Below are 23,026 nucleotides of genomic sequence, written 5' to 3' on the forward strand. Positions count from 1 at the left end.
TCAAAACTATATTGAAATATTTTGATATAGTTTATACCTGACTAAATTACTAAGGCTTTTATCTTGGGTCCAAAAAGCATAGAATTACGCCAAATTTTCGAGGGTATTTATATGGTTACAGTTTCCGAATCGGCACAAACCTACTTAGGGCAATTAATAGGGCGTCAAGACGAACCTGATATGGGCGTTCGTATGTTTGTGACGCAGCCTGGTACTAAGGGTGCTGAAACTTGCTTGGCGTACTGTAAGAAGGAAGATATCGTTCCTGATGATACGGTAGTTGAGCTTGAAGGTTTTAAATTGTACGTCGAAACTAAAAGTATTCCTTACTTGGAAGAAGCGTTTGTTGATTACGCCGAAGAGAAAATGGGCGGGCAGTTAACGATCAAGGCTCCAAACGCAAAAATGCCACGAGTTGATGAAAACTCAAGTGTTGAAGAGCGTATTCGCTATCTGTTAGTCACTGATATTAATCCTGGCTTGGCATCGCATGGCGGTGAGGTAAGTTTGGTTGAGCTGACTGAAGATAATGTCGCTGTACTGAAGTTTGGTGGTGGTTGTCAGGGGTGTAGTGCTGTATCAATTACACTTAAAGATGGCGTTGAGAAGCGTTTACTTGAGGTGATTCCTGAGCTCTCTGGCGTTAAAGACTCTACTGACCATACTGTTACAGATAACGCGTATTATAAATAGTCAGAGCGCTTGAAAAGACGTTGGCAGCCCGACGTCTTGCGCGTTAAATTAAAACCTATCTTTTTCTCGGTCGTCCCAAGCTTTTTGCGCTTTCTCAAGCGCTTTTTCTTGGCTTATATCTTTCTCAATTTGTTTCAGTGCGATCGCCGCTGTAGATACGACAGCAGCAATGCCATATTCGTCGTCTGTTTTCCCTCGCCAGAGCGATACCATATCTTCAAACGAAAGTTCGCTCGGCTTGACGTGACGTTTTCCAAATAGTTTTGGCCAGGTCTCTTGGTTCAACTCTCCATTCAATAAGTTAAATGTTGTGCAGTCGTTATCTGGATTGCGCTCAATTTCGCCACCCTCTCCTTTAAGGGTGATGCAGCTTGAATAATCTAACAGTTGCGCAGCTTCTTGATGTAAAGGTAAGTAAGGAGGGTGGAAAACACCTTGAATTACATGTTCGCTATCAAGAGGGTTGATCAGTCGTGATAGTGAGTGAACAGGGGAGCGCAGCCCGAGTGTATTTCTTAAGTCAATAAGGTCGGCGAGTCTTGGGCTGATAGCTTGCAGAGGCATATAGCAGAAGTTGCCCTCATTAAGCGCACTTTCGCACTTGCTCCAGTTTTCAGCTTTTGCTAAGCCAAGTTTGTCGATGATGGTTTCGGTATAAATGCGATTGTTTGTATGCCCGCTGACGCCGTGCATGAAAACTCTATATCCCATGCTTGCGACTAAGTATGCGGAGTAGACAAACCAAGGGAGATGTCTGCGTTTCCCAGCATACGAAGACCAGTCTATATCAGCATTAATATGTGCAGGTGCAGCAAGAGCGTTTTTAACGGCACGAACGAAACCAGCAAGTTCTTCTGGTGTTTCTTCTTTGACGCGAATAAGCATTAAAAAAGCGCCGAGCTGAATGTCTTCTACTTCGCCGTTTAGCGCCATTGTCATTGCATCTAATGCTTCTTCATACGTGAAAGAGCGGCTGCCTTTTTTGCCTTTGCCTAGTATGCGCACGTATTGCGCAAAGGGATGCTCTTCTGCGCTTTGTCTAATATTGTCATGGATACGGACATCGTTACTCATATAAGCTACTTCCTTATTTGTATGAGGTTAGAGGCAGTTGGTAGGCTTTGGTAGGCCTGCTATTTTACTTGCATATTTCGCGGGACTTCCTGGGAAAAGTTGCATCAGGTAAATACTATTGCCTTTCTTTTCGCCAAGCTGTTGCTTCACGGTCTTAACTAAAATGCGCATGGCTGGGGAGAGCTCAAAATCTTCATAGAATTTGCGCAATAAAAAGATGATTTCCCAATGCTCAGGGCTTAGCGTGATGCCTTCTTCTTCAGCGATTTGTAAAGCAACATCTTCATTCCAATCGTGAAGGTTGACTAGAAATCCTTGAGGGTCTCGTTCAATCATGTTTCGTCTTATCGGGTCCAGGAAATAACTTTAGTGTGCTCACAGCTTAATTGGACAAACATTTCGTAGTTACAAAGTATGACTTGCTTGTTCAGCGGCGGCTCTAATCCTCTCGACAAGGTGTCGATCTCAAGAGTGTATATCTGCGGTATGAGCTCAAGTATGCGATTAACTAAGGACAAGTCTGTCGTTGCATAGCAAGCGTCCTCGATTAGTATTACGTCGTCAGTGTCATTGAGGCCGTTGATGAGAGTTTCCCAATCGCTTTTTGAGGATGGTGGCAGATTGATTGAATGTAAAGTGCTCATATAGCTGGCTCTGCTAGAAACGAATAACGGTGTCAAATTTTTCGAAAAGGCTGTTTAACTCGTTGTTCGCTACTTCAATAATGTTCTTATGTTCGGCATGGATCTTTGCTTTCAATGATTCTTCAGTGTTTCCCAACAGGTAGAGATCTTGAATTCCATAGATGGGAAATGCTTTAAAAACTTTAGGTAAGTTCTTGCGTCCAACCGAATCAGGCGTTTGATTTGGAATGAGTTGAAAGGACGCGTCACCCTCAAATAATAAACTTACTTCTTGCTCAAAGCTGGCCGCTGCTAGAGCTAGGTCGACAGCCTCCTGATTAGCCGAATTAGCCATCGGGGCCTTGGTGAGATAGATCAAAATAGATTTTGTATTTGTCATGCTTAAGCTCCAAAGGTGATCAATCGATCAGCTTGGATATTGGCCTCTACAAGTTGTCCGAGGCCAGATAGCTCGAATGCAGAATGTATATTGTATGAGTCTTTGTTGTGACGCTCTGCTTCATTTTGATCAATGACGCCTCTGCGTGCAGCTGCTGCAATGCAGGTCACGGCATCAATGCTATTTGCTTCAATAAAGTCAGTCCACTCATTGAAAATGTTGATTTCATCTTGAGGTGGTGTAGCTAATCGATTCGATAGTTGTATGCCGTCTTGATATAGAAAAACGCGATAGATTTCATGGCCTGCAGCTATTGCTGCCTTGCAATACTGAAGAGCGGAATAAGGTGCTTGGCTGCTATAGGGTGAGCCTGTAATAAGTATGGCTAGTTTCATAGAAGCTATTGTAGCGATGTGGTCGTAGTTTGTTGAGGATAAAAATGAAAAAGCCCCGCGAAAGCGAGGCTTTTTGCTGATGATCTATTCGAACCTATTCATCGCCAGCAAAAGCTGTCAGCAATTGAAGCAAGCTCAGGAACAAGTTGTAGATTGAAACGTACAAGCTGATTGTCGCCAATATGTAGTTTCTTTCACCGCCGTGGATAATCGCACTTGTCTGGAAGAGGATCGCAGCAGAAGAGAAAATAACAAAGCCAGCTGAGATCATAAGCTGCAAGCCCGGCATACTCGTAAAAAAGCCAATTAGCATTGCGCCTAACAATACAAAGAAGCCGATTGTTAAAAAGCCAGCTAAGAAGCTGAAATCTTTACGCGTAATCAGTGCATACGCAGAAAGGCCAAAGAATGTGAAGGCTGTTAAGCCAAGTGCGTTAGCAACAATTGGCATTGCGCCGGCACCAGCGAACATTCCAATGATCGGGCCAAGCGTGTAACCCATGAAACCTGTTAATGCAAAGGTGCTTACCAAGCCCCAAGCGCTGTTGCTTAGCTTTGCAGTTAAAAAGAATAGGCCGTAGAAGCCAACAAGAGTAACGATAATGCCAGGGCGTGGTGCGTCCATTGATAGGTATGCAACTAATGCTGAGAACGCAATAGTTAAACCCAAAAGCATGTAAGTATTCTTCAATACAGAAGACACGTCTGCGCCAAGAGCCGCTTGGCTGTTACCCATAACTTGCGCTAACTTATCTTGCTCAGCGGTCGCTACTTTTGACTGAGGAAACTGTTTATCCTGCATGAAATAACTCCAGTTTTATGGCAGAAAATGATTCATAAATCCTACGTCATATAATAGGGCTATAGATCAAAAAAACAACTCACAAAACTTTCAGAAAAATCGAAAATAAAGCGTTGACACCCCCAAATAAATCATTAATATACGCCTCCGTTGTCGCAAGTCGGGCAACGTCGAAATGCGGTGAGCTGCCAGAGTGGTTGAATGGACTGGTCTTGAAAACCAGCGAGGGTTAATAGCCCTCCCGGGGTTCGAATCCCTGGCTCACCGCCATTTTAAGCATATGATTTATGTACATTTTTTCCTTTTTCAATACTGCTTTGGGGCAAAAATGGGGCAAAATCAGCCTTTTTTATGCACTTCTGCTCACTCTTGTTTATATTCAAATCCTGCAATGCCTGAAATTATTATCGCTACGTTCGGGCGATCTTCGGGAACAATCTTTGCGTAATGCTTTTTCGTCGTTTCACTATTAGTGTGGCCCATGATGACCGCCACTAAATCAATTGGAACTATTTCGTGAGCAACATAGATGAGAATGCATGCCGACACTGGTTTGCACCTCGATGTCCAACGCCAGCTTTTTTTAAGATCGTCGTATAGTCATTTTTTACAGCGCGTTTTTACCAGATATCATCAGGATACTCACAGGCGTCGTACCGAAATATAGATCGCAGGTTCTCGGTCCGGATAGTAACATTATTTCCTCGTCGCATATGAAATTTTTCAGCAGGCAGGTCGTGTGTAAGTGTGAACTGCTCTTTTAGAATGTTTATTGCTGGCTGCAGAAGATGTATGGTTTGACTTCGCAAAGGCTCTTTTGGAACCTATACTCCTCTGTAGTACGCGCTCTGCGGACCGTCAGAGTCCAGTTAACCTGGTCTAGGCCTTCCCAGGCTACAGTCGTCTGTTCTAAAAACAATAAACCCATTCAGTATTTGAACAGGAACATATTGATGGCCTAAGGGCGGTAATAAGCCCCACTTTTTTAGAAATTCGATTTTATCCAGTTCAGCGGATGTAAACGGATCAGCTTCGCTTTCTTTATCCTCATCTTCTTTTAGATTTTTATTCAAGTTGGAAGATTATTTTGATAATGCTCGGGTCTGTGGTTAGATTCCGCTATCGGCACCACTGTTTAAAGCCAGAACCCGCTTTTATAGCGGGTTTTGTCGTTGTAGGGCTTTTTCCCATTCAACACCTTATATCTCACTGTGTCGAAATTGTCACGTGAAAGGGAAGTTTGATTTATTTAGTGCTTCTTTATTGCCCAATGAAATCTCTAACTTCATCTTCAGTTAGTACCTCATATGGCCAGCGAGGGTATGTGTATAGGAAGTCGTTGCCACCCTCTTTAATTTTAATCGCTGCTTGTATCTTAAAGTATGTGCCTACCGCATGCTTTTTTCGAATCGCTGACGAACATTCGACAAACATGTTCTCATCAAAGCCTTGTCCCTTAAAGGGGCTAGCTCAAATCGCGTGTTTTGAGCCACCAGTTGTGTGATTGTAAGTTTTTACAATTACTTCTCTACATGTGGGCATATCCCTTGTCCTTTGTTTTGTTAATTTTATATCTTTGCTTTGAATCCCAAACTAAACACAACGCCCCTGCCATCTTCTCGGTTATTGGCAGTTAGCTCTGCTTGGTGTTTGTCTGCTATGAGTTTCACCACATGAAGTCCAAGGCCGAGATGAATGTCTTTGCCCGTTGAGCGTGTTGAAACCATGGGGCTGAATAGCTCCATGGATTTCTCCGTCGGGAGTAGGGGGCCATCGTTGTCTATCTCAACTACCAGTTGCTCATTTTGGTTTTTGATTCGCACAGTAATGTGGCCACCTTCGGCGCAAAAACTCTGTGCGTTATCCATAATCTTGTCGAACATTTGTTCTAAGCGCGATGTATCACCGAGAGTCTGAAATTCCTCGTCTACTTCAAACTCGACGTGCACCGGTTCTTCCCAATGATCAAAGTAACGATGCAGGAACTTAGTTAGATCTAAGCTGGAGAGCTGTTCTGATTGCATTGCGCTCTCTAAGCTCGCGGCCTCAGTAAGGTGCGCAGTGATTTGATGAAGTTGGTCCGCGCCTGCATCGATCCGTTCCAAGTAACGATTACCTTTGAGTTCTGGTTGCGTTTCAGTCAGTAATTCAATCGAGGTTTTGAGTTTATTTAGCGGGTTTGAAATCTCGTGACGCAAGGTCTGCGGTATACGTTCTAAGAACGAAGTATATGCACGTTGTTTTTGAAGCAGTTGCGTAATCGCGCGCGATAGATCGCCGATCTCGTCGGGGAAGTTTTTACTCGCCTGAATCTCTGTTTTTTCGATACGCCCATGTTCGTCAATCGAGCGCTGTGATTCTGCGTTTAACTGAGTAACACGGCGTACCAAAAAGAATGCGTATCCCACGAAAATGAGTATCACAATGCAAATAGCAAATGCCAAACGAAAAGCGATGGATCGTACTTTATCTTCTTCTTGAGCGAGCACATGACTTGCTGACTCATCAATCACTACAACACCTAGCACCTCGCCGCTTTCGGTAATCGGGAAGCACGAGACAATCTGCCTTAGCTCACCGTTATGATCACGCTTAAATTCAACAAGATCGTCACTTTGCTGCAGGGCGTTTTGCACGCACTGGGAGTCGAAAGGTTTTGGTTTATCACCCTTGTATGCATCGCGGCCTCCATAGGCCCATTCGCGCCCTTGCTTGTCGTAAATCCATAGTCGCGAATAAGTGGTCTGCAGCTGGTCGATTACACGTTGTAATTCTCTTGCATGAAGGCCTAAAGGATTGAGTTTGTCCTCCATCTGTTTGGGTAAACTCGCGACAATGGCGCTAGGTCCAAAAGCAGGATTGTCGTCAATGTCTACGACGGCTAAATGTAATCGTGCATCTTGGCCATCTAAGTCATTTTTGTTGATGCGCAATTCAAGGTTATAGCCCCAATAGGTCTCGCGCCAATAGCCTTGAATACCGGTTTTGTGGCTTGGAATGTATTCACCTGAAACAGGGTGTTTGGCATCAATACCGTACTTCCATTCGAGGTTGGTAAAATAACTTGCAAGGTCACCTTCACCTTGCGCTGGAATAATCACGCGGCGTAGCGCACCGAGTTGGTCTCGGAAGGTCAGTTGAATGTGATCGTTATAATCTAAACGTAAGTGATTGGGCTGGCGTGTTTGTACGTTACGATCCAGCACTGATAGCGCAATATACAAGTATTGTTCGTTTTGGGTGAGCGCCAAACCAAATTTGGTTTCTGTTGCCATGTTGGTGCTAGCGCTCCAGAGAGGAAAGCTGGAATTATGCGCCTCGATGATGGAGGTCTGATCACCCCAATCATCAAACTGTCCATCTAAGCGAATAGGGCTAGAGGTAGTAGGAGCGCTAAGAGCGTACTTTTCTAGTTCGCTGTCTTCATTTCCGGCCAGCAGTTTTGAGATATTGACCTGAGTGGCCACCAAGCTTGTCGCGATGGCTTTAGTCTCAATCAACTGAACACGGCCCTGTGCAGAAATAGCGGTTTGCTGAATCTCCTTCCAGTACGACCACGTCAGTACAGGAATGACCAGTAACAGAAGGCTAAGAAAACTGATCTGCGCTTTAATGCCGAATCGTTGCATTAAGCAAGTTCCCAACGATAGCCGAAGCCGGGCTTGTTGCGAATCGCATTAAAGGCTTCGTCAATTTCATTGAACTTTTTCCGAACGTTCTTCACGTGAGAGTTGATCGTACCGGTCGTTACAACGCCTTGTCTGGTGCATGCGCAAAGATCATCATAAGAGCAGCCGGCGGCTCCCGAATCGACAATGGTGACGAATACTTGAAATTGTACTGCAGTGAGTGCAATGCTCTTGCCTTTCCATGTCACATATTGACGGTCGTGGTCTATGACAAGATCAGCCTCTGGCTGCAGAGCTTTTGTCTCGTTATTGATCGGAACACGACGCATATTGAAAATACGCATCGTGTTCTTCAGTCGCTCCGCTAAGAGGGATAAAGAGATGGGCTTAGTTTGGTAGTCCCACGCGCCTATACGAAAACCAAAGCCTTGATCGATTTCTTCACTTCTATCAGTTAAAAATACAATCGGTATATCCATACCTTGGTCTAATAAGGTGGTGCAAACAGTAAAGCCACCGTCATGATCGTCCTCTAATACAACATCTAAAAGTGCGATATCTGGATTAAGCGCAGGAATGCCTTCTAAAGCCGAACTGACATTCGAGAAACAATGGGTTTCAAAGCCTTTTGATTGTAAGTATTCCGCATAGTTTTGTTGTTGATCGAGATCGTCTTCGACAATGGCAATAACGGTGGACATAGGTGTGTTCGTCTTCTGTTTTTGTTGGCCTTACTGTAACGCAAAACCAATGGCCTATGGAGCCAAAATCCATAAATCCATAACTTCTCCATAATGCATCCATAGTATTGCTAGAAATGGGCGTTTTTGTCTTAAAGCTCCCAACCTTCCATAACTCCTCCATTGTGCTCCAGTGCCTCTCCATTACTTAGTTTTATCAAAACCGTTCAATAGCACTACGCCCAACGAAGCAAGGAACGAGCACTCAGAGCTACGTCATCTGCAAGGGATGCAAGTTGGGCGACCAAGCAAATACTTAAAAATAATGGAGAACGAAATGAACACACATTCAATAAAAAAAACCGCATTCGCCGCTGTACTTGCAACTGCTATGAGCCAGGCCGCTTTCGCACAATCATCAGCTTCAAGTGATGCACCACTTAATGAGGATTCAAATTCAGGAACCTACTGGGGTGTCGGTATTGGTACAGCACTAGGCGCGATTATTGGCGGCCCTGTTGGCGCGGCAGCCGGTGCAGCATTAGGCGGTAGCTTTGGTTATGGCCATGACCAAGGTGAGGCTTTAGAGGTGAGTGAGAATCAGCTCGATGCGCAGACCATGACACTCGCTAAGCTTGAATCTAAGTATGTGCAATCACAGCGCACCATCAGTAAGTTAAAAGTAAAGAACGCCAACATCACACGTGAAAACGCACTGCAGGCATCAGAGCTTGCCGACCTTCGCGCCCAAGAGATCACGGAGCGAGAGCAAGCGGAGATTCTATCGAATATCGCGAAGCATTATTCGCAAGAGATCTACTATCGCCACAACGAATCCTCGATTCCAGATTACGCGAAGGCGCGCATTGATGAACTCTCGGGCTTCATGCAAGTCCACCCAAGTATTGCCATCAACTTGCATGGGCATACCGATTTACTCGGGCCAGAACAAACGAACAAGGCTTTGTCGCAAGCTCGTGTCGATGCACTGAAAGACTACTTAGTTGAGAGTGGCATTGCAGCGTCCCGTATTCAGACCAACGCGCATGGTGAAGCGTTTGCCACGGTAACGAGTGGCGATGCAGGCAACTATGTCTTGGATCGTCGTGTTGCGATTGAGTTATCGATGCCAAGTGCTGAGCCCCAGCCGGTTGTGATGCACGCAGGCGACCGTTAATGAAATGCTTTATTGCAGTAGATGAAGCAACTTTGCTTCGTCTATGGCTGAAAGATCCTGCATTGATTCAGCCATTCACGCGTCCTTTCTATCCTATTCGTCGTCATCACGAAGCGGCAAATGAAGTAGTAAGCCGTTTAGAGAATGTAACCCTGAGTGCGACGCACGATACGCAAACAGAGAGTCTTGAAAGCACGCCGTCTTCCCAAGCGTAGCTCGCACCTTTAGGCCACTCCATGTGGCCTCTTTTTTACAAGGGAATAAGCCATGACAAACATAACAAAAACATCAATTCAACGCCTTGAAGAGCGCATCTCACTCATCGGCGTAGTGCTCTGTATTGTCGTATTTTGGTCGATGAGTGAAGCGGTATTAGCCGAGAGCAACGAGCCAAAAGGTCAGCTTCAATTTTATTCAGAAGACATGCGTACCGCTTTGGTTGCGCCTCTGGCTTTAGAAACCAATATCACAGGCAACATAAGTGGTCCTATCTTTCGCGCTAATGTTGCGCAGCGTTTTAAAAACCCTTCAGACCAATGGTTGGAGGGGGTGTATACCTTCCCGTTACCGACTAACGCGGCGGTCGATCAGCTGAAAATGTATATCGGCGAACGCGTGATTGAGGGGCAAATCAAAGAAAAACAACAAGCCAAAAAGACCTACGACAAAGCTAAAAAAGCGGGTAAGCGCACAGCATTGCTGGAAGCGCCCAAGGGGAACTTGTTTACAACACGCGTGGCGAATATCGCACCACAATCAGAGATCGTTATTGAGTTTAGTTTCCAGCAAACCTTGGATTTCAAAGATCATGGCTATGCGCTCCGTTTGCCGATTGTGGCGACACCCCAATTTGAAAAACAAAAAAGCCTAGTGGTTAAAAAGGAGCGGGTGAAAGGTGAGCGGGTGACCGTTGATCGAAAAGCATCGGATGGCGTTGAGCGTATTGGCTATCGAGAAACTGAAGAGCCCAATGCCAACCCAGTGAACATTCGTATTGATGTGAATGCGGGTCTGCCATTTGATCGTGCTTGGAGTGATAGCCACGCAGTGCATATCGAGCCCTCTACAGACAGTGCGTTTAGAGTAACTATGGATGGCGGGCCAGACGAGGCAAGTCGTGATTTTGTTCTGAACTGGTCGTATCAAGAACAGACGCATACTCAGCTCAATGTGTTTACCGAACAGAAGGACGGAGAGTATTACAACATGCTGATGTTGTTGCCGCCGGCATCATCTGATGATGTTGAGCAAACACAGCGCGCCGCGCGCGAGCTTATCTTTGTGTTGGACGTATCAGGAAGTATGTCCGGCCAGTCGATTCGTCAAGCAAAGGCTGCACTTAAACAGGCGATGCAGCAGCTTAACGATCATGATCGTTTTAATATTATCTTCTTCAATGATTCTGCTTGGCCTGTATTTGATAGGAGTAAAAAAGCCTCTACAACGAACTTACTTAAAGCACGCTGGGCGCTTGAAATACAGGATGCTAAGAACGGCACGCATATTCAAAAGGCCCTAGCCTTAGCGCTTAAACCTTCCAAACAAGATGCGTTGCGTCAAGTTGTTTTTATCACCGATGGCGCAGTGCACGATGAGGAAAGCTTGCTTGATTATGTACGTCGCAATCTTGGTGATACACGCTTGTTTACGGTAGGAATAGGTTCTGCACCTAACGGTTACTTCATGCGTCGGGCAGCGGAAGTCGGACGTGGCACGTTCACCTTGATCGGTAGCACGAATCAGGTGCAAGAAAAGGTAAGTCGGCTTCTTAAAACCTTGAATCATCCAGCGCTGACAGATTTGGATTTAGCGGTTGATACCGAGTATCGCGATCTCTTACCAAACCCGATTCCAGACTTATATGTCGATGAGGCTTCTTATCTACTGTTTAAGACCCGCGAAGCGCCTAACTCTCTCATCATCAATGCCAAGAGTGGCAATGAAGCGGTGTTCTTACAACACAATATAGAACCCGGAGCGATTAAAAGAGGCATTGCAGTTGAATGGGCGCGACGCAAAATCCAATACTTCACCGACAAAGCAAATCGCACAAGCGAAGGCGTCAAAGCACGTTATCAACAAAGTGCAACAGACTTAGCGCTGCAACATCATCAGCTCAGTCGTTATACCAGTTTAGTCGCGGTAGATGTTACTCCCGAGCGCACGCAAGAAGCACTGTTGCGACAGAAACTGAAGTCAAATCTTCCTAAAGGCTGGCAAAGTAAAAATCCCGATGGCGCGAAGTTGTATCTTGCTCAGACGGGCAACGGAACAACTTGGTTACTTACCATCGGTTTTCTGATCGTAGGGCTTACCGTTTTGCCTTTGCTAGCTTTTAACTTACTTGGTTTAAGTAAGAAGGGAGTACGCTATGAAACAGCCTAATAAACTAGCGCCATGGGTCTTAACAATTGGTTTGGCGTTAGGTTCGCTATTCGTTATGCAAGGCGCATGGATTCATGTAAAAGCGCTAACAGGGCAGTGGTTGATCGAAAACGCTTGGCTTAAAACAGAGCGTGACGGACGCAATTATAAACCGTGGCCGTGGGCAGATTTTTACCCCGTCGCACAGCTCAAAATACCATCCATCGGCGAGTCTTTGTTTGTACTGAATACACCCAGTGGGCAAGCACTCGCCTTTAGCCCTGCGATGACTGTGCATGTGGATGAAGAAACAGGCAAACAAATATTTCTCATCCAAGCGCATAACGATACGCACTTTAAAAATTTGCCATTGCTGGAGAAGGGGGCGTCGCTTCATCTCCAATCGCTAGAGTATGAGCAAGATTTTTCTGTGCAACATACCAAGCACGTAGATTCGCCAGTCCTGCAATTAAATCATGCGTTGGAGAGAGATCGTTTGATCCTCTCTACGTGTGATGAAGATGATTCTGAGAGCCGCAGATACTTGGTTTTGGGGGGGTGATCGCGATTTTCAATTTAATCGATATTAATGCTTTAGATATCGTTTAAACAGGCGAAATAGCACAAAAAGAACGTGCGTATAAGTTGTTGAAATAATCCAGAAGAATTCAAGAATATGCGAGGCACTCTTTTTAGAGGCTGTTCGTTAGTCAGCTTCCCTTTGAGCAGTCTGATTTAGCTGCTATTATCTTTTGATTAGTGAAGCGTATTATTGTTGGGCTGCATGGTTCTCTGCCACGACCTCAGTCAAACATGCATGGTCAAAGAGGGATTATATTAGCTTGTGATTCTCGGTATTTTAGCGAAAAGTATGGTGAAAACGCGCAACCCATACCTACATATTGTTTGATTAAACTACCAAATTTCTCGCTACTTGGAATTGCAAAACGTTCAGTCGATCAAGTAATTTTAGTGGTATTAAGGATTTTCTGAGTATGGCTCTAATTAGGTTATTACGAATTTGCTCTTGGTTCTTGTTTCCATTATTGCTGATAGCGTGCGACTCGAGCTCTATTCCAACTACTTATTCAAGTGAAAGTAATGACCCAATAAGTTTGAGATCGGGGCTTGTTTTTTCTGATGAAGCGTTTAGCGAGCGAGACGATCAAACGGGAGCATTCAGAACTCACTGTTTGGAATCACATGAAAGCAAGGATGATCCCTTGCTTTATCCTAATATACCTCGGGCTACTCATTCCCATGTTTTTTTTGGTAATCCCGATGTAGATGCGTTTACAACTTCAGATAGCCTGAGAACATCGATAAGTACAACATGCGACGGTCTTATATTGAACCGCTCAGCTTATTGGGTGCCGGCACTTTATGATGCGTTTGGTGAGCGCATAACTTATGTTGAACCTCTTTTTTACTACAAAACCGGTTATCATGTTCCAGCTCGATCTATTCAAGTTCCACCACCAAATTTAAAAATGATTGCTGGACAAGCCATGACAGATGCTTTGCAAAGCACTCAAGTAGTGAAATTTCGCTGTGCTAGCTGGGTTTCAAATCAGATATGGTTTGATCCAGGGGATCCTCTAGATCATATCGCTTATATTCCTGATTGCCCGGTCGATGATTTACTTGAAATACGCATTGTCTTTCCGCAATGCTGGGATGGTGAAAACCTTGAATCATCTGGTTTTCAGAGTCATATGGCTTATCCTATTGAGGCGACGCCACCGCAGGCTGGCACAGGTAGTTGCCCTGCAAGCCACCCAGTTGCAATTCCAGAGATATCATATAACTTCAATATTTACGTTACCGAAGATACTGGTCCGTCCTCCTCTTGGTCATTGTCCTCCGATATGAACGACGCATTGCCGGGTGGGTATAGCGCGCATGCGGATTGGATGAACGGCTGGGATGAAGAAGTAATGCGGGCAGTTGTCGAAAACTGCTTGAATCCAGCGTTTGAATGCAGCGTAGGGCTATTGGCCGACGGCACACGCTTAGTTTCGGTAATTGACGAATAGAAGCCACAACAAAAGCATGTGATTTAGGTGTCTCCTCAATTAGCGCTCTACTCATAAGAATTAAAGCGAACCCTAAGTTGATTCAATTTATGCATTCATCGAGAAAGTTAAATTGATTTCTCCGTTAACTTGGCTTTTATTGCTCTGTTTTTTTATTATCACGCTGTACATATCTTGCACAGCTTTTGTTCGCCAGATGCTATTTTTGCTTCTGGGGCGCCGTCCATAAATTCAAAACTTAGTTGCTCTTCGCGCATTGTTTTCTTGTTGCGCCTTTAAAATTCATAAATATCTGTTTGCTATAGACAAGCTCGCGATTTGATTTACCTAATCAACTTTTAACGTTAATTGATGAGAAATACCCGTTTTGGAATTAAGTTATTAAACCCTATACCCGCATGGTCTATGAGGGCGTTATTAGTCAGATCTCGGAATCAATCTACCAATAGGTAGACTTGTTAGTAGGTCGAGAAAATAGATTTAGTGATGATGAATATGATTTCAAATGCCTGATGGCTTATTTTAAAGATGCCTGTCGCAAGAGACATAAAGTACGCGTCGCAGCATCTAAGAGAACCTCACGAATAAAAACTCAGAATTCCGCATTTTCATTTAATGGCTATAATTAATAAGGGCTTTCCTCTTCAGTAATAGTCGTGTTTTTCGATTATGGAGTATGAAGTAAAGTAATATTTTGATGGAGAGTGGTATCTACGGCGGTTGGGGTGGCTATTCGGTGATAGTCATTTGGTACTGCGCATGTGCTGCAGTTGTTCAAGCAGCAAAACATACTACAGTTTAGCACTAGCAAGTAGATTTAATTTTAATTGTTCTACTGTTGCAGAAAAAATGTGCGACGAGCATAGGTTTTCTACGTTGTCTATTTATAAAGTTGGATAAACGGAAGTTGAATGACGTGAGTAATGTAAATGATGTTAGTAATGTGAATAAAAGGCCGTATCTAGTTGTAGATGACGATGAGACCTGTCTAGAGCTACTCAAGTACATACTTTTGGATTACGGTGATCATATTCGCTTTGAGTCCTCATCAACCGCTGCCCTGAGTTACGTGGAAAATAATGAAATCAAGGTCTTGCTCACTGATCATCGAATGCCGACGTTGAGCGGGTTAGAGTTGATTCGTCGAGTGAAGCAACTGTATCCCGAATGTTATGTGGTACTGATGAGTTCCTTTGATGATTACACAGAAGTGATCACTGAGTTCAACAACAAGCTACTTGATCAATACCTGTCCAAACCAGTTTCAAAGCCTGACCTGTACAACGTCATGGATAGAGTGAGACGAAATCTGCGCGGGCAAAAAGAGGTTTATAACTACGGTTTTGTCAGTCAGAACAAGAATGTTTTAAAACTGTTAGAAATGGTCCCGCGAGCGGCAAAATCTGGTTTGCCCGTAATGATTGTTGGTGAGACAGGGACTGGTAAAGAGTTAATTGCTCACGCTATACACGACCATAGCGCGCGTAAAGAGGGTGAATTTTTAGCATGCAGCTGCCCAAACTTAGTTCCCTCTTTAGCGGAGTCTCAGTTGTTTGGATCTGTGAAAGGTTCCTTTACCGGAGCTGACCGCGATAGTACTGGGATTTTTCAACAGGCGAAAGGCGGCACGATTTTCCTCGATGAATTAAACTCCTTAGATATGGCAATTCAAGGTAAATTACTGCGCGTTTTGGAAACTGGGAAGTTTTCTCGTTTAGGCGATCATGCAGTGCTTGATTTTGAGGGTGAGATTATCTCAGCGATTAATTTACCGGTTGATCAGGCGGTAGAGACAGGCTGTTTGCGTGCAGATTTGAAGTATAGGATGGACGTTGTCCGAATCAGTCTGCCTCCGCTGCGAGAGCGCCGTGATGATATTTTGCTATTGTTCAGACATTTTGCCGAACGATTAAGTCGCTCGCTCAAATGTACTGACGATGTGGAGCAGTTTTTGACCCACTATGATTGGCCCGGGAATGTTCGGGAGCTGGAAAATGTTGTCCGTTATATTATAGCTATGCACGATGATGAGGTCGTTACTCGTCAACACTTGCCCAGTTATTTGCAGGACTCAACATTATTCGGAAGTGATTTACCCACCCATGCTGGAGCACGCAAAGATCTTACTAAAAACGACATTATCAGCGCGCTCAAAGAATGTAACTTTAATAAAAGTGATGCCGCAAGCGCTCTAGGTGTTAGCCGAATGACGTTATGGCGGAAGATTAAGGAGCACAACTTATAACAGTGATACGGTTGTTACGCGTTTTTTATTCGTTGATACTTTTTTGTTACATTTTTTCGGAGGGAGCCAGTTGTAAGTTATTGATATTCATGTGATTTTTATTCTGGCCTTATCTTTGCTAAACAGTTCTATATGTTTAAGCCAGAGAGTAGTCGGTCATGGATCATACAGTCAGCCAACATCACACGAAGCACTCTAACAAATTTGTATTCGATACGGTCATCTCCACAGTTTTAATCCAGTTATTTGGTTTAGTTCTACCCTTATCAGTATTGGTCGTATACGACAAAATTATTCCCAACAACGCTGTCGAATCGCTCATCGCTCTCACGGTTATCGTTCTCATTGCAGTCGCTGTCGAGTGTTTCTTACGCTATATCCAAGAAGCTGGGGTCGCCTACTATACGTCGAGAAATGACTATTTTTTCAAGAATTTATTTTTGGGAGCGTTGACGACGAATTTCCGTCATATCAGTAGCGAGAACGTCCGAGCCGCAAAACAAATTCTCTCAAGCGATATCTCTTCTTCAATCTCTTTGCCCGTACGAAAGATTATTGCGTATGCAGAATTTCCATTTCTTATTTTATTTCTGATCTTAGTTGCGTATATCGCTTCGTGGGTAGTTTTAGCGCCCTTAATAACAATACTCGCATATTTTACGATCCTGAATTTTGCGTTGTCACTTCAAGCGGACGCTAAGGAAAGCAATGGTTCTCAACAGGAAGGTTCTGACATTATCGTCCAGGAAGCTTTGGGCTGTGTAGAGACGATTAAAGCATGTGGCTCTGAACAGCAGCTGTCTTCCGAATATGCGCGTCTTTCCCGACCAGCGCTCAAAACAAGACATATTTTCGATATGGTTTCTGTAGACGTGATTACACTCACCAATGTGTTTTCACAACTGATAATCATAGCTACTGTCTCAGCGGGCGCTGCAGCCTATTTTGGTGATCACATCTCCATTGGAAGCATCGCAGCTGTCACAATCATCAGTGGTCGCATGATCCCACTAGCTCAAAGGGTAGCGCTTACTTTTCAAAGTCGTGATGGTTTGAGCGCCGTGCAAAGTAAGTTTGATCAACTTCTCTCCCCTTCGTCAGAGATTCCCGAAGACTTCACGTTGGATGAAGACATTACTATCAGTATTGCAGGTTTAAATTATCCAGATCACGAAAGTAGCGAAGATATTGAGCTGAAGAAAGGTGATATTTTAGTAATCAGCGGAGCTAATAATGCTGGGAAATCAAAATTATTATCTTCCCTAGCAGGGCTTTGTGAGCACGATCAAGCGGTCATTAGTTACTCTGGTATCGATGTTAGAAAAATTGCCAACCGAGATTTGACACCTTATATCTCACTTTGTCCGCAACAACCAAAATTAGTCAAGGGTTCGTTTTTAGACAACATCACGTTACATAACAAAAGCAGAGAATCATCTGCCTATGACGTGTCACATGAAATTGGGTTGACGAAAGATTTGGCCAAGTTCCCTAAGTCTTTCGATGAGTACCTTGATAATGTTGACTATGGTGTTTTTCACCAAGGCATGCGACAGAAAATCGCGATCGCAAGATGTCTCTGTTCCAATACGCCGGTTTTACTGTTTGATGAGATCAACTCTGACATGGATCCGGTATCTAATAATCTATTTTTGGAGGCCATAAAACGCCGTCAAAAGGACCATATTATTATTCTTGTAAGCCAGCAGTCGCAGTTTATTAACTTGGGCACAAAATATCTTTGCGTTTGAGAAAAATACAGTACAGGGGCAGATGAATGAATAATTACCATGAATATGACAGCGACCGTTTCGATCCACTCTCAGACGGATCTGACGGACATCGTTTCTCCCTCGATGATAGTGAGAAAGAAACCCACAACAATATAAGGGTATTGGTTAGGTTTTTGAAAAATAGAGCTTTCGAGGGTGACAGTTTAACTGTAAGACGTGTCCTTGGTTATAGAGACGCATTTGTTCGGACTGATCAACTTGCAGAAGTGTTAGGGCGGCTTGGATTTTTGAGAAATTATGATGAGATTTTTTCAAGCCAATCTGAATGTCGACGATTTCCTTATTTTGTTGTGGATGATGAAAAGCTGTTACTAGTTGAATCAATTGATCGTGATTCCATTTACCACGTTTTCGATGGTGATGATTACCTTGAGATGCGAGAAAGTCAGCTGCTTAACAAGCGGATGATGTACTTTATTTTTGACGAAGAGAAAGAGCATCTTGAAGCAAGAAATATTGATTATGTTCGAGAAACATTTGCACGATTCAAACCTTTAAAAACTCATGTACTTTTGACTAGCGTGTTAACTGGATTTTTTGCGTTGTCAGTACCACTAATAGTCATGGTGGTTTACGACCAGGTTTTACCCACGGGTTCTTACCTAGTTCTCATTGGCAGTATTATCGGAGCACTGATACTACTCGGATCTGAGTTTGTGATGAGATTGATTCGTGGACGTATCTTGTGTCAAGTGTCTACACGGTTCTCATCCATCATGAAGCCGAAAGTACTTAATAGGATTGTACGCCATCGGCTAATCGATTTGCTCAACTCTGAACTTTCGACCAAGTCACAGCGCGTTGCCGAAGTTGATAACATAAGCCAGTTTGTTACCCATCCTACCGCGCAGGCAATATGTGATATCCCAATTGTAGTTATTTTCGTTGTTCTGTTAACAATATTATCTCCTGGACTCGGTGTTATGGCTTGTCTCGGCATCGCTTCGATGTTGATCGTTGCTTGGAGTTTACGCCGAATTGAAGGGTCTTTGAGCCTTCGTGTTAGTCGAGAGAATACGAAGTTAAATGATCTAAGCTCCGAGCTAGTTGATTGCTTTGCTGAATTATCTAACTCGGGATCCGTAGAGCGTTGGCGTTCAAGATACCAGAGGGTTTGTCTTAACCATGATACTGCTGTTTATGCTGAAGGCCGCCGAAAAGCGATGTTGAATGGCTTAACTAGCCTGATTCTTGCCATTACTGGGCTAGGTGTCTTAGTCATCGGCGCCAGCGAGATTATGGCAGAAAGAATGAATTTTGGTGTTCTGATCGCAGCCATGATTTTGATTTGGCGTTTGTTATCTCCAGTCAAACAAATCGCGATGAGTTTTGATTTGATCGGTAGCGTCAGACGAGCGGTTACTTCAGTAAATCAGATATGCAATAGTGTGATCGAAAGCATATCTACTAATCGTGGTTACTGTAAGGAAGATCTGTCCTCAAAAATTTTTCTGCAAAATATAGCTTTTCGTTATCATCATGATCACGCTATGGCGCTTCAGATCCCTCAGCTATCTCTGCCTGAGAAAAGCACTATCATTGTGTCTGGTCACAGTGGGGCGGGAAAATCTACCCTATTGAAATTGATAGCTGGACAATTTCAACCGCAATCTGGTTCTGTGCATATAGGGGGCCTGGACATTCGCAGATATGCCGCGTCTGAGTACCGCTCTTCGATTGCCTATCTGTCTGAAGAACCCCAGATTCTAACAGCCTCTCTTCGTGACAATTTACTGGTCGCTTCGGTTAATTCGAGTGATGGGCGATTGCGGCAGGCATGTGAAAAAATGGGATTGTTTGACGATGATCAGCTACTTCCTGAAGGTCTTGACACTCCGATGGGTGGAGAGCGCCAATACCCCGCAAGTTTCACCAAAAAGATAGGGTTAATTCGTCTTTTTCTTAGAGATGCGAGTTTGATTATCCTTGATGAGCCTAGTCGTAACCTTGACGAGTATTCTGTCGGGTATTTGATGGATTACATCAAATCAAAAACGTCTGAAGCAACAATGATTATTGTCTCCACTCATCCTTATATCCGAAGGTTGGGGCAGCACGAAGTTCTCATGGAAAACGGTCGTGTGCAGGAAATTAAACGTTTGAATTCTGGTGATTTTGTGTAAGGAGATGGCAATGAAGAACCTTTATCAGTCAATTAGCCGAGCATATGGAAAAAATAGCGAGCAAACCTTGCTCTACAGTTCTGAATTTGACAAAGAGAATCCGGGGAAGATGTTCACCCTCGCCCCAAAATTGATTTTAGTGACTTTAGTGTTGTTATTACTCTGGGCTTCGATCGCGCAGGTTATCGAGGTAACTCGCGCCAACGGCAAGTTGGTGCCTTCAGACTCAATCGTACAGATCCAGCACCAGAACTCTGCTGAGGTCATTGAGGTCGCCGTTGCAGAAGGAGATTTAGTAGAGCAGGGAGACGTACTTTTTATGCTCGATCCAGTATTGATGGCTTCGGAATTGTCTCAGTTGCGTGCACGGCATGCTTTTTTATCGATAGAGTCTGAGCGGTTGCACGCGTTGATAGAACGTAGGAATCCAGATTTCTCTAATTTCGTGGATAGTTATCCGACTGCTGTAAAACACAACATCGTTGCATTTAACAGTCAAAAAGACGTTTCTATGTCGAAAATAAATGGCTTGAAATCTAGAGTAGAACAGAAAAAGCATGAGCAGAAATATTTAGAGGAACAGCTGAAAGTCGAAGAGAATCATTTGGCTTCTATCGATGAGAAGGTCAGCATGATTAAAACGCTAAAAGAAAGCGGAAATCAGAGTAAATTATTGTTGATTCAAGCATCGCAGGAGCGCGACGAGATGCTTTCAAAAATGAGTAACGTAGTTGGTCGTATAGCTTCTGTGAATCAAGAGGTAATGGAGGCAGAACATGAGATTGCAGAAACTTATGCCGCGATAGATGAAAAAGCAACAATGCGCTTAGCGGCAATTGAGTCCGAGCTACACGAACTTTCACAGACCTTAACTAGAACGGAACACTCCTTTGATAACCTCGTAGTTCGCTCACCCATTAAAGGGTTTGTTACAGGTTTAACAATCGACGCTGTTGGCGAAGTAGTGACACCTGGAGCTACGCTAGTCGAGATTATCCCCTACGACTCTCTAGTAATTGCAGAGGCAAAAATCGATACCAAGGATATCTCCTCCCTCAAATTGGGCCAAGATGTCAATGTTAAAGTGACAGCATTTGATTTTTCTCAACATGGCATGGTTACGGGAACCTTACAGAAGGTCTCTAAAAACAGTTTTCAAGATGAAGACGGTCAACCTTACTACAAAGCTAATATAGCACTGGATGACCAGTGGGTCGGGTCTGAGGGAAATCGCCTATTGCCCGGCATGGTGGTTCAAGCTGATATTTTAAGTGGTGAAAAAGCGGTGATTCAATACTTGTTAAAACCACTTCGCCTCGCCTCACAGCGCGCCTTTACTGAAAAATAAGGAGATTAGTGATGAGTTATACACCTTATACTGACGGTCAGAATACATCCCGTAAAGGTAAAGTCTCTGGGTCATCTAATCAGACTTACAATCAGCACGTAGATAAAAGTGTCGACGAAAAACAGGATAAACCCATATCTCCTGAAGCAGATCCAGTAGTACCGCGTCAATCGGAACTGCCAACTAAACCTCCGGCTCAGGAAGCTGGAAGAGATGTAACAACGGACTCTGTCGGACCAATATCAAGCGGCACCACCGCACCATCGCCTGTCACACCGACTAGAAATACTAGTAATTTGGAGAATGAAGGCAATCAGATTGATCAAAGCACATTTGGAGAGCCGTTGCCGCTCCCCGACTATGACACCGGTGCAGGTTTGAACGGCGGATTTAACGGTGTCGCAGGCGCTTCTGTTTCAGGTAACAATAACGATAATCGTATCGACGAAATGGGCAGTGAGGCTCAGGATGCACCTGTTGACTTGGACGTTCAAGTAGGTGAAGCGATCGGAATCGAAGATACCGCTATTGCTCTTGATATCGACATTACTCCTGGCGATTTGGCATCACCAACAACAAAAACACTCATTATTATAAGCGATTTGCCTGAGGGAAGTCGTTTGTCAGCAGGCGTGGATAATGGCGATGGGAGCTATAGTTTAGCCCCAGACGATCTTGATGATCTATTTTTTATCCCAAGTCCGCATAGTGGCGATGACGTTCGTTTATCGGTCAGTGTTATTGAGTATGAAGAAATTTCATCCGACCAAGACACTTCTGTAAATGACGAGTTTACCCTTACTCAAGAGGTGGCAGTTGACAGCGTGTCTATCGTTGAGATTGGTCGTGTTGATACGAACCTTGATATAAAAGTTGAAGCTATCGCCGATGCTCCGCTTGTGGTGACGCAACAGGCAGAGGGTAACGAGGATACTGCTATCGATCTGAATATCTCGACATCTTTAGTTGATGGTGATGGTTCTGAGAAGATTACGTCGATAGTGATAGCTGATGTTCCATTTGGTGCGAGTCTTTCTGCTGGAATAGATAATGGCAATAACACCTGGACGTTGACTGAGAGTGACCTTTCGGGACTAACCATTACACCTCCCAAGGACAGCAGTTATGATTTTACATTAACAGTCCGAGTTACGGTCGAAGACACTGATGCTGATTCGGGCGCAACGACTTCTGCTGAAACGGTCACGCCATTGCCTGTAACTGTCATAAACGTTATTGATGAGATAACGCTCAGGGATGGGTATACAGAGGTAAATGAAGATAGTTCAATGCAATTGGATATCTTCAGTATGATCATAGGTAATGTCGACCCAGATAGCATTGTGAGCGTTATGTTTTCGCAAGTGCCAGACGGCGCAGTGTTTAGCCACGGTACGGTCAATGCTGACGATACAGTGACTGTATTGGCCGAGGATCTAGCAGCGCTGACGTTAACGCCTCCGTTGCATGACAGTACTGACTTTACGTTGGATGTCATGGTGACGCATCAGGACGAAGATCCAGATAGTGGTGTGGTTACGGAAGCGAGTAGCACCGCACAATATCATGTTTCAGTTATCCCAGTGGCGGATGTCCCAACGTTACAAGCGAACGACATTAGCGGAAACGAAGATGAACCGATTA

The 23,026-nt window shown here is 44.1% G+C and carries 21 protein-coding genes and 1 tRNA gene; 12 read left to right on the top strand and 10 right to left on the bottom strand.

Features of this window, described 5'->3' with window-relative positions; all coding sequences use genetic code 11:
* Positions 1 to 111 precede the first annotated feature (111 nt).
* Entirely contained in the window at positions 112 to 693 is a 582-nt protein-coding gene (gene nfuA, locus A3738_RS23310) for a Fe-S biogenesis protein NfuA (protein WP_068478830.1), read from the top strand.
* Positions 694 to 741: 48 nt separating this feature from the next.
* On the opposite strand, the gene A3738_RS23315 is transcribed toward nfuA, so the two are convergent.
* From A3738_RS23315 to A3738_RS23340, 6 genes are all read right to left on the bottom strand, one after another.
* Positions 742 to 1,767, bottom strand: a complete 1,026-nt coding sequence (locus tag A3738_RS23315; protein ID WP_068478730.1) for a glycosyl transferase family protein — start codon at positions 1,765 to 1,767, stop codon at positions 742 to 744.
* A 27-nt stretch (positions 1,768 to 1,794) separates the two neighbouring features.
* A complete protein-coding gene (locus A3738_RS23320; RefSeq protein ID WP_068478727.1) occupies positions 1,795 to 2,103 on the bottom strand; it encodes a TusE/DsrC/DsvC family sulfur relay protein in 309 nt (102 codons plus the stop codon).
* A gap of 8 nt (positions 2,104 to 2,111) precedes the next feature.
* The gene (tusB, locus tag A3738_RS32730; RefSeq protein WP_068478724.1) at positions 2,112 to 2,411 is read right to left on the bottom strand and encodes a sulfurtransferase complex subunit TusB; all 300 of its coding nucleotides are present in this window, start codon (positions 2,409 to 2,411) and stop codon (positions 2,112 to 2,114) included.
* A gap of 13 nt (positions 2,412 to 2,424) precedes the next feature.
* Positions 2,425 to 2,790 (bottom strand): DsrE family protein, encoded by a 366-nt coding sequence (locus A3738_RS23330; protein WP_068478721.1) that lies wholly within the window; start codon positions 2,788 to 2,790, stop codon positions 2,425 to 2,427.
* 2 nt (positions 2,791 to 2,792) lie between these two features.
* On the bottom strand, positions 2,793 to 3,185 hold the full coding sequence (tusD, locus tag A3738_RS23335) for a sulfurtransferase complex subunit TusD (protein ID WP_068478718.1): 393 nt from the start codon (positions 3,183 to 3,185) through the stop codon (positions 2,793 to 2,795).
* 94 nt (positions 3,186 to 3,279) lie between these two features.
* Positions 3,280 to 3,921: a Bax inhibitor-1/YccA family protein gene (locus A3738_RS23340; protein WP_068478826.1), complete on the bottom strand. Its 642-nt coding sequence runs from the start codon at positions 3,919 to 3,921 to the stop codon at positions 3,280 to 3,282.
* Between the two features lie 245 nt (positions 3,922 to 4,166).
* On the opposite strand from A3738_RS23340, the gene A3738_RS23345 reads away from it, so the two are divergent.
* Positions 4,167 to 4,257, top strand: a tRNA-Ser gene (locus A3738_RS23345).
* Positions 4,258 to 4,350: 93 nt separating this feature from the next.
* On the opposite strand, the gene A3738_RS23350 is transcribed toward A3738_RS23345, so the two are convergent.
* The 4 genes from A3738_RS23350 to A3738_RS23365 all read right to left on the bottom strand — a co-directional run bounded on the left by A3738_RS23350 (position 4,351) and on the right by A3738_RS23365 (position 8,317).
* Positions 4,351 to 4,536 (bottom strand): hypothetical protein, encoded by a 186-nt coding sequence (locus A3738_RS23350; RefSeq protein WP_068476040.1) that lies wholly within the window; start codon positions 4,534 to 4,536, stop codon positions 4,351 to 4,353.
* Between the two features lie 711 nt (positions 4,537 to 5,247).
* Entirely contained in the window at positions 5,248 to 5,421 is a 174-nt protein-coding gene (locus A3738_RS30135; protein ID WP_156502502.1) for a hypothetical protein, read from the bottom strand.
* A gap of 134 nt (positions 5,422 to 5,555) precedes the next feature.
* Positions 5,556 to 7,616 carry an ATP-binding protein gene (locus A3738_RS23360; protein WP_068478715.1) on the bottom strand — a complete coding sequence of 687 codons (2,061 nt, stop codon included), beginning with the start codon at positions 7,614 to 7,616 and terminating at the stop codon, positions 5,556 to 5,558.
* A complete protein-coding gene (locus A3738_RS23365) occupies positions 7,616 to 8,317 on the bottom strand; it encodes a response regulator (protein ID WP_068478712.1) in 702 nt (233 codons plus the stop codon). The genes A3738_RS23360 and A3738_RS23365 overlap by 1 nt, the downstream gene beginning before the upstream one ends.
* Positions 8,318 to 8,633: 316 nt before the next feature.
* Here A3738_RS23365 and A3738_RS23370 point away from each other — a divergent pair, with 316 nt between their 5' ends.
* The 10 genes from A3738_RS23370 to A3738_RS23415 all read left to right on the top strand — a co-directional run.
* Positions 8,634 to 9,473, top strand: coding sequence for an OmpA family protein (locus A3738_RS23370; RefSeq protein WP_197472229.1), 840 nt, complete (start codon positions 8,634 to 8,636; stop codon positions 9,471 to 9,473).
* Positions 9,473 to 9,688, top strand: coding sequence for a hypothetical protein (locus A3738_RS23375; RefSeq protein ID WP_068478705.1), 216 nt, complete (start codon positions 9,473 to 9,475; stop codon positions 9,686 to 9,688). Before A3738_RS23370 ends, A3738_RS23375 begins: the two co-directional genes overlap by 1 nt.
* A gap of 52 nt (positions 9,689 to 9,740) precedes the next feature.
* On the top strand, positions 9,741 to 11,858 hold the full coding sequence (locus A3738_RS23380) for a marine proteobacterial sortase target protein (protein WP_068478702.1): 2,118 nt from the start codon (positions 9,741 to 9,743) through the stop codon (positions 11,856 to 11,858).
* The gene (locus tag A3738_RS23385) at positions 11,845 to 12,399 is read left to right on the top strand and encodes a sortase domain-bontaining protein (RefSeq protein WP_068478700.1); all 555 of its coding nucleotides are present in this window, start codon (positions 11,845 to 11,847) and stop codon (positions 12,397 to 12,399) included. Before A3738_RS23380 ends, A3738_RS23385 begins: the two co-directional genes overlap by 14 nt.
* Positions 12,400 to 12,832: 433 nt before the next feature.
* On the top strand, positions 12,833 to 13,873 hold the full coding sequence (locus tag A3738_RS23390) for a DUF1996 domain-containing protein (RefSeq protein WP_068478697.1): 1,041 nt from the start codon (positions 12,833 to 12,835) through the stop codon (positions 13,871 to 13,873).
* A 916-nt stretch (positions 13,874 to 14,789) separates the two neighbouring features.
* Positions 14,790 to 16,118 carry a sigma-54 dependent transcriptional regulator gene (locus tag A3738_RS23395; protein WP_068478693.1) on the top strand — a complete coding sequence of 443 codons (1,329 nt, stop codon included), beginning with the start codon at positions 14,790 to 14,792 and terminating at the stop codon, positions 16,116 to 16,118.
* A gap of 158 nt (positions 16,119 to 16,276) precedes the next feature.
* Positions 16,277 to 17,869: an ATP-binding cassette domain-containing protein gene (locus A3738_RS23400; RefSeq protein WP_068478690.1), complete on the top strand. Its 1,593-nt coding sequence runs from the start codon at positions 16,277 to 16,279 to the stop codon at positions 17,867 to 17,869.
* 26 nt (positions 17,870 to 17,895) lie between these two features.
* Positions 17,896 to 20,034: an ATP-binding cassette domain-containing protein gene (locus A3738_RS23405; protein WP_068478687.1), complete on the top strand. Its 2,139-nt coding sequence runs from the start codon at positions 17,896 to 17,898 to the stop codon at positions 20,032 to 20,034.
* Positions 20,035 to 20,044: 10 nt separating this feature from the next.
* Entirely contained in the window at positions 20,045 to 21,382 is a 1,338-nt protein-coding gene (locus A3738_RS23410; protein WP_068478684.1) for an HlyD family type I secretion periplasmic adaptor subunit, read from the top strand.
* Positions 21,383 to 21,393: 11 nt separating this feature from the next.
* Positions 21,394 to 23,026 (top strand): hypothetical protein (locus A3738_RS23415; RefSeq protein WP_156504446.1); only part of this gene is annotated, 1,633 nt, incomplete at its 3' end.

It is taken from the genome of Oleiphilus sp. HI0066, from assembly GCF_001635725.1.